The organism is Nocardioides sp., assembly GCF_035576065.1.
Classification (GTDB): domain Bacteria; phylum Actinomycetota; class Actinomycetes; order Propionibacteriales; family Nocardioidaceae; genus Nocardioides.
The window spans coordinates 21,336-32,671 of sequence record NZ_DATLWX010000024.1; the positions used below are offsets into that span (position 1 = coordinate 21,336).

Consider the following 11,336-nt stretch of genomic DNA (forward strand, 5'->3'; position numbering starts at 1 on the left):
CGTCCGCGTTGCGGATGATGATGAACGCCCGGGGCCGTCAGGTCAAGCACCTCGGCCGGGGACGTCTGTCAGGGTGCGGCTGGCGAGGTCACCAGGTTGTCCACGAGCCACTCGTCGCCGACCTTCTGCATGGTGACCGTGACCTGGTCCTTGGAGAGGACCGGTTGTGCCGAGAGCTTGTTGACGGTGGGCCGGTCCACGAAGATGAGCACGTCGACGCGCTCCTCTCCGGACCGGACGATCCCGGACGCGATCACCTCGGCGCTGACCTGGGTCTTGGTCGACGGGGCGTTGTCGGCAATCACCCCGAAGAGCTCGTCATAGCTCTTGCGATAGTCGCCGGTGAGGTAGGCGGTCGCGCGCTTCTGGTCCGCCTCGAGCGTCCTGTAGTCGTAGGACAGGACAGGCACGATCGCCTGCTCCGCGGCGATCTGCGCCTCCCGGGCAGCAACCTCTGACGCGTTCGGGATCGAGATGGCCTCGAGGCTCGGCGTCTCCAGGCGGTCCTGCGGCCGACTCCAGGCGAACGCAGCCACGGCGACGGCCGCCAAGGTCACCAAGGCGACGGCCGCGATCAGCCACAGCGGCACCACGCGACGAGGCTCGGGCCGGGTCGCCGTGGCGCCGGCGTCGTGCTCGCCCTCGGTGCTGCCGACGGACTTGTCACCAGAACGTACGTCGGAACGTGCGTCGGAACTGGCGTCAGGTGTCGGGGCGAGCACGGGCTCGGGGCGCTGGGCGGCCAGCTCTGCGTCGTACGCCGCCCGCCGATCCTTGTCCAACAGGACCTCGGCAGCCTCGTTGAGCCGCTGGAACCGGCGTGAGCCGGGCTCGAGGTCAGCGATCCCGGCCCGCCAGGCAGCACGGACCTCATCGTGACTCGCGGTGGGCTCGATGTCCAGGACGTCGTACCAGCTCGGGTTCACGGTGTTTCCTCGGCGGTTGCGTTGACCGGACCGAAGTCGTCGACGAGCCACTCGCCGTCGATCTTCACCAGCGACACCGAGATCCGGAAGGGGATCGGCTCCTGCTTGATCTCCTCCCCGTCGACGTCGTAGGTGTCGCTGAAGGAGCCGGCGACGAGCGTCTGGGCCGAGTCGTCGTCGAGGCTTGTCACCCCGGTCGCGAAGACGTCCGGGACGCGCGACACGCCCGCCTGGGCCACCAGCTGCTCGGCGGTGCCGGCCTCGGTGTCGAAGGACGCGGCGAACTTGGGGGTGATGACTTCCTTGACCTTGTCGCGGTATTCAGGCATCCCGCCCTGCTCATCGAGCAGCTTGGGGCTGTAGCTGCCCAGGCGCAGCATGAACTGCTCGGTCTGGGCCATCACCTCTTCGCGCGTCTCCTGGGTCTCCGTGGACCCCGTGACCACCTCGCTCACCCGGCGCAGCGGGTTGCCGGTCTCCGGGGACGTCGTGGACAGCACGAGGACGAGCGTCGAGAGCAGCGCGAGGACGAGCGTGACGAGGAGTCCGACCAGCACCGCAAGACGCAGACGAGCATTGGCTACTGCGCCAGCAGGGGCTGGAGGTACAACCACTTCCACGACTCCTCTCCCAGGGTCCGGGGGGCGACGCTACCGACCGACTGCAGCGCTGCGGCTTCCTTCTCGCCCCAGATCATCTTGCCGGTCGTCGGGTCGTAGGCCGCCACCGGGTCGCCGTAGGTCGCGGCCGGACGTGGCGGAGCGTGCTGCGCACCCCGGGCGTTCGACTTGGATGCCGGCTCGGTGCAGCGTGCGTCGACGTTCATCGCCCGGTTGGAGCCGTCCTGCGGGACCCGGCGATCGGTGCCCTCATATCCCGCGTTGCACACATGCGGCTCCATGGTCAGGACCATCCCGAAGTGGGCGTCGAAGTTGCCTGTCTCCGGTGTCTTCGACACGACGGTGAAGCCGCCCTCCACGACGTAGGGGTAGAGGACGAGGATCTGCTCGATCCCGTCGAGCCGGGCGACCACCACCTCTCCCGTCGTCACGAGGTTGTTGACCAGGGACGCGAGCTCCACCTCGTTGTCCTCGAGGAAGCGCCGGAGCTGGTTGGCCGTCGCGCTGCCGTTGTCGATCACCCCCCGCAGGTCCTTGTCGCTGTCGGCCAGCGTGGTGGAGAAGACACTCAGGTCGCGGGCGAAGGCGCGAAGCGGGGTCTCGGAGGCGATCTGGCCGCGAAGCACGACGTTGCCGTCGCGGATCAGCTTGGTGGTGACCTCGAAGTTGGCATCGGCGGCGTTGAGGAACTCGTTGCCGGAGTCGATGATCGTCTGGAGGTCGTCACCCGCGCCACCGAAGGCGGCACCGAACTCCGTCGTGACGGTCTGGAGGTCGTCCTCGTCCACGCTGCGGACCGTCTCCGAGAGGTTGGTCAGCAGGGTGTCGGTCGAGATCGGGAGGGCGGTGTTGTCGAGGTCGATCTCGGAGTTGTCCTTCAGGTAGGGGCCCTTGTCGCTCTGGGGCTGCAACTCCACATATTGCTCGCCCACCGCAGACCGGTTGCCGACCAGCGCGAGCGTGTCGGCCGGGATCTTGTCCTGGTCGTTGTCGATGTCGAGATGCATGTCGACACCGTCACGGGTCAGCACCATCTTGGAGACCTCACCGATCCGGACGCCGCGATAGGACACCTCGGCGCCGGCGAAGGCGCCGCCGGAGTCGGAGAAGTGGGCCACCACGGTGTAGGCGTCATCGACGAAGACGCGGTCGAGGCGGGCATATCGTGCCCCGACGAAGGTCACGCCCACCATCGTGATGATGGCGAACACGAGCAGCTGGAGCTTGGTCCGGCGGGTGATCATCGCAGCACCATCCCGGGGATCAGCAGGTTGACGAGGTCGGCATCGTAGGTCTCCATCAGCTCACCCAGCGTGGGTCCGCTGGCGGCTGGTTTCTGTCCAGTGCCTGCCCGGGGAGCTCCCTGCCGCGGCAGGGTGACGGTCGGGGTCGGCACCGGCGGCAGAGTGGTGCCCGTGGGCGCCGGCGGGACAGTCGGGACGGGCGGGACGGGCGGGACGGGCGGCAGTGTCGTCGGCACGGGCCCCGGCGGGATCGCGTTCAGCTGCTTGCAGACGTCCTTGTCCTTGTTCTCGTCCTTCTTGCACTCCTCCTTGAGCTTGGCCAGCTCTGCCGGGGTCTGGAGGACCTTCTGACACTCCGGGCTCGTCAGGCTGCCGCTCTGCAGGCACTTGAGCACGTTGTCGATGATCACCGTGGGATCGATCACCGTGGGCAGGTTGGTCGGCAACGTGGGCAGCCCGGTGGGCAGCGTGGGCAGTGTCGGCAGCTCGATCGGACCCTTGCTGAGGTCGATCTCGAGGGTGACGGAGAGGTTGGTGAAGTCACCCATGTGCAGGTTGCGTGCGACCTGCGGGTCCCGGCCGACGACCTCGTCGACGAACGGGTAGGTCAAGAACACGTGGAAGGCCTTGGTGAAGTTGTCACCGGACGCCGCGAGCTGGGTCAGGACCGGGTTGAGCGCCTCGAGCGAGTCGATGGTGGCGGCCTTGGAGGCAGTGATGACCTCGACCCCCACCTCGCTGAGGTCGTCGAGCGCCTTGAGCATCTTGACCAGGTCGTCGGTCTGGGAATCGATGGATTCCAGCGCGCTGGGCAGCTCCTCGAGCGCAGCGTCGATGGTCGGCTGCTCCTTCTGGATGGCGAGCGCCAACTCGTTGAGCTTCTCGATCGCGGTGAGGATCTCTTCCTTGTTCTCGTCGAGCTGGCCCATGAACAACCGGATCTGCTCCAGCACCGACCTGGCAGCGCCCTCCCGACCCTCGAGAGCCAGGTTGAGCTCGCGGTTGATGGTCTGGAGCTGGCCGATGCCGCCTCCGTTGAGCAGCAGGCTGAGCGCGCCCAGGACCTCCTCGACCTCGGAGTTGCGCCCGCTGCGGTCCAAGGGGATGTTGTCGCCGCTCTCGAGCGGGTTCGGGCTGGCACCCTCGTCCGGAGCCTTGAGGGACACGAACTTCTCCCCCAGCAGGCTCGTCTGCCGGATCTCGGCCTCCGCGTTGTCGGGGAGCTTGACGTCGCCCCGCATCTCGAGCGTGACCACGGCGGTGTAGCCGTTGAGAGCGACGTCCGTGACGGTGCCGACACTGACGTCGTTGACCTTGACGGTCGACTTGGGCACCAGGTCCAGCACGTCGGCGAACTCGACCTTGATCGTCATCGGGTTGTCCCCGGCGTCGGGGCCACCCGGGAGGGGCAGCTTGTAGATGTCGAAGTCGCAGCCCGTCAGCAGCAGCGATGACAGCGTGACCAGGACGAGCGCCTTGAGCTTCTTCATCGTTGGCCTCCCACGAGTCCGCCGAGCGTCGGGTCGAACTGGAGGTGCGCGGGAGCCGGCAGCGTGCTGCTGCTCCCCTTGCGGGACAACGCTCCGCTCCGAGGCTTGGGCAAGATCTCCTTGATCGTGTCGCAGACCTGGTCGGCACCCTTGACCTGGTTGGTCAGCCCGCACAGGAACAGCGCGGGATCCGCCTCGATGTCGCCCTCGACCTGCCCCTGGTTGGCCCGCGTGTCCAGCGTGCCCGTCTGCGGGTTGTAGGTCAGCGCCAGGTTGTTGAGCGCCAGCGGGGCGGTCCGGAGGATCTCGTCCAGCGAGTCGCGCTGCTTGACCAGCACCTTGGAGAACCGGTTGAGGCCGGCGATGTTGCGCCCGAGGACCTCGCGGTTCTCGGTGACGAACGCGGAGACCTCGGTCAGCGCCGTGGACAGGTTCTTCAAGGTCGCCGCCAGCTCCTCCCGCTCGCCCCTGAGCAGGCCCGAGACGTCGGCGAGCGAGCGGTTGAAGCGTCGGACTGTCTGGTCGTTCGCGGCCAGTGTCTCGACGAACTTGCCCAGCTGCTCGGTGCTCCCGAACAGCTCTTCCTTGTTGTTGGCCAAGGTGTCGGTGAACCGTGCGAAGTTCTCGAGGGTGGTGTTGAAGTTGGCGCCCTGCCCACCGAAGTTGTCGGCCGTGACCGCCAACAGGTCCGACAGTGCGCCGTTGGCGTTGGCGCCATTGGGACCGAGGGCCACGTTGAGGGTGTTGAGACTGTCGTAGATCTCGTCGAGCTCGATCGGCGTGGCTGTCTGGGTCGCGGCGAGCTCGGTGTTGTCGGCCATCACCTCGTCGCCCTCCCGGAACACCGGAGTGAGCTGGACGAAGCGGTCGCCCACGATCGATGGCGCCACGATGGCCGCCTTGGCGTCCGCCGGCAGCTTGATGTCCGCGTCGTAGACCATCGTCACGACCACGTCGGTGCCTGATGGCGTGACCTTCTCGACGGTGCCGATCGGCACACCGAGCACCCGGACCTCGCTGCCCTCGTAGATCGAGATCGCGCGCGGGAAGTGCGCGACGAGTCGCTTGGTCTTCTCGCCACTGAACATCGTGATGGCCGCGGCCGCGACCAGCGCAAGGACGACGAGCGGGACGGCGTACTTCCTGATGAGGTCCATGTCAGCCAACCTGGGGGACGGGTGGGAAGTTCTGGATGTAGGTGTCGAACCAGGGCCCGTTGCCCAGCGTGTTGGCGAACACGCGGTAGAAGGGCGCCATCAGTCGCAGGCTGTTGTCGAGGTTGTCCTCGTTCTTGTTTAGCACGTCGACGACGTTCTCCAGGTGGTCGAGGGCGGGCTTCAGGTCATCCCGGCTCTCGCGCACCAGCGAGGTGAGCTCGCGCGAGAGCTTCGTGGTGGAGACGAGCAGGTTGTGGATCGCCTCTCGGCGGCTCACCAGCGCCCGGAACAAGATGTCCGCGTCCTCCATCAGGGCGACGATGTCCTGGTCACGCTCGTCGAGCACCCGCGAGACCTTCTCCAGGTTGGTCAGCAGGGTGCCGATCTGCTGGTCACGGGCAGCGATGTTCCCGGACAGCCGGCTGACCCCGTCGAGCGCCGCCTTGAACTCCTCAGGAGTGTTGCGCGTGAGGTCGGCCAAAGTGGTCAGGGCCTCGGCGAGCTGGTCGGTGTCGATCCGCTCCGAGGTCGCCGCCAATCCCTCGAAGGCCTCGACGACGTCGTACGGCGAGGTGGTCCGCTCGACCGGGATCGTCGCCTCCTCCTTCATCTGACCCGCGCCGGCGGGCTCGAGGGAGAGGAACATCGCACCGAGCAGGGTCTTGACCTCGATCGAGGCGCTGGTGCTCGGGCCGAAGGACTCCGCCTCGTCGACCTTGAAGGAAACCTTGACCTGGTCACCGTCGAGCTCGACGGAGTCGACCTTGCCGACGCGCACGCCGGCGATCCGCACCTCGTCGTTGGCCTTCAGGCCACCGGCCTCGCTGAAGGCGGCGTAGTAGGTGTCACCGCCGCCGATCACCGGCAGGTCGCTGGCCTTGAAAGCCACGGCCAGCGAGCCGGCCAGCAGCGTGAGGCTGATCGCGCCGATGATGACGGGATTGCGCTCGCGGAAAGGAATCATCCCAGATCACACCTATCAGAGCCGGTCTGGTAGTTGACGGGCACGTTGACGCCGGCGGGGAGCTTGATCCGCCCCTGGAACTCACACAGGTAGAAGTTGAAGTAGGAGCCGTAGATCGCGGTCCGGCCGACCTTCTCGAGCTTGATCGGCAGCACTTGGAGGGCCCGGTCGAGCTCTGCCTTGTTCTTGTCGATGTTGCCCGCCACTGTCCGCAGCTGCTTGATGTCCTCAACGAAGGGCTTGCGGATCCCCTGGAGGAGGCCGGCCGTCTCGACCGAGAGCTCCGAGATGTCGTCGAGCGAGGTCAAGATGGCCTGTCGGTCGTCCTTCAGGCCACCGATGAGCTGGCGGAACGAGACGATGAGCCGGGACAGCTGCTCGTCCCTGTCGCCGATGTGGTCGAGCACCTGGTTGAGGTTCTCGATGAGGTCACCGATGATCTGGTCGCGGTCGGCCAGGGTCGTCGTGACCGAGGCGGTGTGCTGGAGCAGTCCTTCGAGGGTGCCGCCCTCGCCCTGGAACACCTGCACGATCTCGTAGGAGAGCTTGTTCAGGTCGGCGGGAGACAGTGCTTGGAAGAGGGGTTTGAAGCCGTTGAAGAGCACGGTCAGATCGAGCGCGGGCGTCGTCTGGCCCAGCGGGATCGTCCCACCCTCGGGCAGCCGCTCGGCGTCACCGACCCCCTGGGTCAGGGAGACGTAGCGCTGCCCGACCAGGTTGCGGTATTTGATCGTGGCGAAGGTCCCGCCGTTGACCTGGGTCGCGTCGGCGACGGTGAAGCTCACCAGGGCGCGGGTGCGATCGGTGATCTCCACGTCCTTGACCGTGCCGACCTTCACGCCGGCCACCCGAATGTCGTCGCCCTTGACGAGACCCGTGGCGTTGAGGAACTCGGCCTTGTAGTTGCGGGTGGAGGCGAAGCTCAGGTTGCCGATCAGCACGACGAGGACGCCGGTCAGCATCGTGGTGACGATCATGAAGACGAGCAGCCTGACCAGGTCGCCGCTGGTCTTCTTGTCCAAGCCCATGCGAGCCATCAGTCATCAGCTCCCAAAGAGACGGTGGCTCCGCGAGCCATCGGGGCGATCAACAACACGCCGAGGTCTGGCACGTCCGAGACGCTGGTGCCGATCGCCGGCGCCAACAGCCCCTTCACGAGCGCGGACTCCTCCCGGCTGCCGGGATAGCCCGCGCCGCTCGACCAGCCGGTGGCCGCGCGCGAGGTCCCCTTGCCGGTCCCCTCGTCCACGCCGTCGACGAAGTTGGGCTGGGTGGCCGGGGTCGTCTGTCCACCCGTGGGGGCGGGGAGGTTGCCGCAGTGGGGGCCGCGCTTGTCGCCGAACGTCGGCGCGTCCTGCGGCCCGTAGCCGCGCGGCTGGTTGGGCAGCGTCTCGAGAATGATGTGCAGGGTGAAGCCACGGAAGGCCTCGGCCTGCATGTCTCCGGCCGTGACGATGCCACCGAGGAGGCAGGGGTACTCCGGGGCGTACTTCGCGAACAGCTCGAGCTGCGGCTGGCTCAGCTCGGCGAGCCGGATCAGGTTGTCGCCGTTCTCGTCGAGGAACCGCTCGGTGGTGTTGGAGAAGGCGCCGACATCCTGGTAGAGCGCTGTGAGCTTCTCCTCGCGACCCTCGAGGGTCTGGCTCGTGGTGATGGAGTTGCGCAGGATCGTGGCGATCTCGGGCAGCACGTCGACGTAGATGTCGGCGACCTCTCCGGTCAGCCGGAGGTCCTCCACCAGCGCGGGGATCTCCGGGTTGAGACGCTTGAGGTAGCTGTCGACTGTCTCGAGGTTCTCGCCCAGCTGGTTGCCGCGGCCCTCCAGGGCGGTGGCGATGGCGTTGAGGGTCTTGTTGATCTCGGCCGGCTGGACGGCTCGCAGCAGCGGGTAGAGGTCGTTGAGGACCTGTTCCACCTCGGTGGAGATCGCGGTGCGATCGATCACCGCGTCCACTGCGATCGCGTCCTTGGCGGGCGCCTCGGGGATGATCAGCGAGACGTACTTCTCCCCGAAGAGCGTCTTCGGCACGATCGACCCGGTCACGTTGGCCGGGATCGTGTCGCGCATGTCGGGGTAGAGCCCCAACGTGAGGGTGGCGCCGTCGGCGTCACCATCGATCGCGATGACCTCTCCGACCTGCACGCCGCGGATCTTCACGTCTGCCCGCAGCGGCATCTGGAGACCGATCTTGGAGGTCTTCAGGGCGACCTCGTCGTACTCGGTCCATCTCTTGGTGAAGACGCCGTAGGAGGCCCACACGCCCGAGAAGAGCAGCGCGAGGAACAGCACACCGAGGAACAAATTGTTCTTGAACGGGTTCATCGCCGCTCACCCAGCCAATCTGACGGTCGCGTTGGTGCCCCAGATGGCCATCGACAAGAACAGGTCGATCACGTTGATCGCCACGATGCTGGTCCGCACGGCCCGGCCGACGGCGACGCCCACACCTGCGGGTCCGCCGGAGGCGGTGTAGCCGTGGTAGCAGTGGATCAGGATCACCGTGACTGCGAACACCAGCACCTTGCCGAAGGACCACAGCACGTCACCCGGGGGGAGGAAGGCGTTGAAGTAGTGGTCGTAGGTGCCGGTCGACTGACCGTAGAACTGCGTCACCACGACCCGGCTCGCGAAGTATGACGACAGCAACCCCACGACGTACAACGGAATGATCGCGATCAGGCCACCGACGACCCGCGTCGCGACCAGGAAGGGCATCGACGGGATGGCCATCACCTCGAGGGCGTCGACCTCCTCGGAGATCCGCATCGCGCCGAGCTGGGCGGTGAAGCCGCAGCCGACCGTCGCTGCGAGGGCGATACCCGCGACGAGCGGGGCGATCTCCCGGGTGTTGAAGTAGGCGGAGACGAATCCGGAGAACGCGGCGGTGCCGAGCTGGTTGAGCGCGGCGTATCCCGAGAGCCCGACCTGGGCCCCGGTGAAGAACGTCATGCCCAGGATGACACCGACCGTGCCGCCGATGACCGCCAGCGCGCCGGAGCCGAGCGTGACCTCGGCCAGGATCCGCAGGATCTCCTTGGGGTAGCGGGTGATCGAGCGCGGGATGGCCCGCAGGACGGCGAGGTGGAAGCCGAGCTGGCTGCCCAAGTTGTCGAGGGACCCGATCGGCTTCTGGTAGATGCTCTTGACGTTGGCCATGACCTCAACCCGTCTTCGGTGGAATGACTTGGAGGTAGATCAGGCTCATCACGAAGTTGGCGATGAACAGCAGCAGGAAGGTGATGACCACCGCCTCGTTGACTGCATCGCCCACCCCCTTCGGACCGCCGTCGGCGTTCATTCCCTTGTAGGAGGCCACGATGGCCGCGATGAGGCCGAAGACGATCGCCTTCAGCAGACCGATGTAGAGGTCGGGCAGCTGCGCCAGGGCGGTGAAGCTCGCGATGTACGCGCCGGGTGTGCCGTCCTGCAGGACCACGTTGAAGACGTAGCCACCTGCAACACCGACGACGCTCACCATCCCGTTGAGGAAGAACGCGACGAGCATGCACGCCAGCACCCGCGGGACGACCAGGCGCTGGATCGGGTCGATGCCCAGCACCATCATCGCGTCCAGCTCTTCACGGATCTTCCGGGCGCCGAGGTCGGCGGCGATGGCCGACCCGCCGGCGCCGGCGATGAGCAGTGCGGTCCCGATCGGAGCGGCCTGCTGGACGACCGCCAGCACCGACGCCGAGCCGGTGAAGGACTGGGCGCCGAACTGCTTGATGAGCCCACCGACCTGCAGGGCGATGACCGCACCGAAGGGGATGGCGACCAGAGCCGTGGGGACGATGGTCACCGAGGCGATGAACCACGCCTGCTGGATGAACTCCCGCAGCTGGAAGGGGCGCCGGAACAGCCCGCGCAGCACATCGAGGGCGAAGGCGAAGAGCTTGCCCGCGGCCCCGATGGGGGCGAGCGCCCGGGAGGAGGTCAGGGAGGACATCGGCTGCTCAGGCCCCCGGCGCCAGGCCGGCGTTGGCGGTCTCGAACGAGCCGGCAGGTGGCGTGACGCCGTTCTCGCGGCACCACTCGCCGGGCGGACGCTGGCTGCGTCGCGGGATCCCGTTGGAGGGCTCCTGCTGGAGCGGGATCGGCGGCAGGGGCGGGAGCTCCTGGTCGCTCTCAGCGGCGAGCTCGTCGGCGTCCTTCTCCTCCGACATCCCGATCGGGCCGACGCGCTGGGCGTTGAGGAACTGCCGGACCACCGGCTCCTCGGAGCTCAGCAGCATCTCGCGCGGCCCGAACATCGCGAGGTGCCGGTGGTACAGCAGACCGATGTTGTCGGGGACGGTACGGGCGGTGTTGACGTCGTGGGTGACGATGAGGAAGGTCGCGTCGATCTGGGCGTTCAGGTCGATGATGAGCTGGTTGAGGAACGAGGTGCGCACCGGGTCGAGACCGGAGTCCGGCTCGTCGAACAGCACGATCTCGGGGTTGAGGACGAGCGCACGCGCCAGGCCTGCCCGCTTGCGCATCCCGCCTGAGATCTCACCGGGGAGCTTGTCCTCGGCGCCGAGGAGGCCGACGAGGTCCATCTTCTCCATGACGATGCTGCGGATCTCCGACTCGGACTTCTTGGTGTGCTCGCGCAGGGGGAAGGCCACGTTGTCGTAGAGGTTCATCGAGCCGAACATGGCGCCGTCCTGGAACAGGACGCCGAAGAGCTTCCGGATCTCGTAGAGGTCCTTCTCGGAGCAGGACGCGATGTCGGTGCCCTCGATCATGATCGAGCCGCGGTCGGGCTTGAGCAGGCCGATGAGGGTCTTGAGGAAGACCGACTTGCCCGTCCCGGAGGGTCCGAGCATCACGCAGATCTCGCCGGCAGGGATGGTCAGCGTGACGTCGCCCCAGATCAACTGCTTGCCGAACGACTTGGTGAGGTCGTCGACCTTGATCTCTACACCCATGCGAAGAATCTCCCTTTGCGCGCT

At 66.8% G+C, this 11,336-nt stretch carries 11 protein-coding genes; all 11 read right to left on the reverse strand.

The window, feature by feature from the left end; all coding sequences use genetic code 11:
- Positions 1 to 68: 68 nt before the first annotated feature.
- Genes VNJ48_RS11920 through VNJ48_RS11970 form a run of 11 tightly spaced genes read right to left on the reverse strand, consistent with a single transcriptional unit; the run spans position 69 to position 11,312 of the window.
- A complete protein-coding gene (locus tag VNJ48_RS11920) occupies positions 69 to 926 on the reverse strand; it encodes a J domain-containing protein (RefSeq protein WP_325602340.1) in 858 nt (285 codons plus the stop codon).
- Positions 923 to 1,483 (reverse strand): hypothetical protein, encoded by a 561-nt coding sequence (locus VNJ48_RS11925; RefSeq protein WP_325602342.1) that lies wholly within the window; start codon positions 1,481 to 1,483, stop codon positions 923 to 925. Before VNJ48_RS11925 ends, VNJ48_RS11920 begins: the two co-directional genes overlap by 4 nt.
- Positions 1,484 to 1,506: 23 nt before the next feature.
- Complete coding sequence (locus VNJ48_RS11930; protein WP_325602344.1) at positions 1,507 to 2,790, reverse strand: MlaD family protein; 1,284 nt, start codon at positions 2,788 to 2,790, stop codon at positions 1,507 to 1,509.
- Complete coding sequence (locus tag VNJ48_RS11935; RefSeq protein ID WP_325602346.1) at positions 2,787 to 4,280, reverse strand: MCE family protein; 1,494 nt, start codon at positions 4,278 to 4,280, stop codon at positions 2,787 to 2,789. The genes VNJ48_RS11930 and VNJ48_RS11935 overlap by 4 nt, the downstream gene beginning before the upstream one ends.
- Complete coding sequence (locus tag VNJ48_RS11940) at positions 4,277 to 5,437, reverse strand: MCE family protein (RefSeq protein WP_325602348.1); 1,161 nt, start codon at positions 5,435 to 5,437, stop codon at positions 4,277 to 4,279. The genes VNJ48_RS11935 and VNJ48_RS11940 overlap by 4 nt, the downstream gene beginning before the upstream one ends.
- Position 5,438: 1 nt before the next feature.
- Entirely contained in the window at positions 5,439 to 6,401 is a 963-nt protein-coding gene (locus VNJ48_RS11945) for an MCE family protein (protein ID WP_325602350.1), read from the reverse strand.
- Positions 6,398 to 7,438 (reverse strand): MlaD family protein, encoded by a 1,041-nt coding sequence (locus tag VNJ48_RS11950; RefSeq protein WP_325602352.1) that lies wholly within the window; start codon positions 7,436 to 7,438, stop codon positions 6,398 to 6,400. Before VNJ48_RS11950 ends, VNJ48_RS11945 begins: the two co-directional genes overlap by 4 nt.
- Positions 7,438 to 8,724 (reverse strand): MCE family protein, encoded by a 1,287-nt coding sequence (locus VNJ48_RS11955; RefSeq protein WP_325602354.1) that lies wholly within the window; start codon positions 8,722 to 8,724, stop codon positions 7,438 to 7,440. Before VNJ48_RS11955 ends, VNJ48_RS11950 begins: the two co-directional genes overlap by 1 nt.
- A gap of 6 nt (positions 8,725 to 8,730) precedes the next feature.
- Complete coding sequence (locus VNJ48_RS11960; protein WP_325602356.1) at positions 8,731 to 9,558, reverse strand: ABC transporter permease; 828 nt, start codon at positions 9,556 to 9,558, stop codon at positions 8,731 to 8,733.
- Positions 9,559 to 9,562: 4 nt separating this feature from the next.
- Positions 9,563 to 10,348, reverse strand: a complete 786-nt coding sequence (locus VNJ48_RS11965; protein ID WP_325602357.1) for an ABC transporter permease — start codon at positions 10,346 to 10,348, stop codon at positions 9,563 to 9,565.
- Positions 10,349 to 10,355: 7 nt separating this feature from the next.
- Positions 10,356 to 11,312: an ABC transporter ATP-binding protein gene (locus VNJ48_RS11970; protein WP_325602359.1), complete on the reverse strand. Its 957-nt coding sequence runs from the start codon at positions 11,310 to 11,312 to the stop codon at positions 10,356 to 10,358.
- Positions 11,313 to 11,336: the final 24 nt, after the last annotated feature.

Coding starts and splice junctions, on each gene's coding strand:
- VNJ48_RS11930 (WP_325602344.1), bottom strand. CDS start 2,790: ATGATCACCCGCCGGACCAAGCTCCAGCTGCTCGTGTTCGCCATCATC.
- VNJ48_RS11935 (WP_325602346.1), bottom strand. CDS start 4,280: ATGAAGAAGCTCAAGGCGCTCGTCCTGGTCACGCTGTCATCGCTGCTG.
- VNJ48_RS11940 (WP_325602348.1), bottom strand. CDS start 5,437: ATGGACCTCATCAGGAAGTACGCCGTCCCGCTCGTCGTCCTTGCGCTG.
- VNJ48_RS11945 (WP_325602350.1), bottom strand. CDS start 6,401: ATGATTCCTTTCCGCGAGCGCAATCCCGTCATCATCGGCGCGATCAGC.
- VNJ48_RS11950 (WP_325602352.1), bottom strand. CDS start 7,438: ATGGCTCGCATGGGCTTGGACAAGAAGACCAGCGGCGACCTGGTCAGG.
- VNJ48_RS11955 (WP_325602354.1), bottom strand. CDS start 8,724: ATGAACCCGTTCAAGAACAATTTGTTCCTCGGTGTGCTGTTCCTCGCG.
- VNJ48_RS11960 (WP_325602356.1), bottom strand. CDS start 9,558: ATGGCCAACGTCAAGAGCATCTACCAGAAGCCGATCGGGTCCCTCGAC.
- VNJ48_RS11965 (WP_325602357.1), bottom strand. CDS start 10,348: ATGTCCTCCCTGACCTCCTCCCGGGCGCTCGCCCCCATCGGGGCCGCG.
- VNJ48_RS11970 (WP_325602359.1), bottom strand. CDS start 11,312: ATGGGTGTAGAGATCAAGGTCGACGACCTCACCAAGTCGTTCGGCAAG.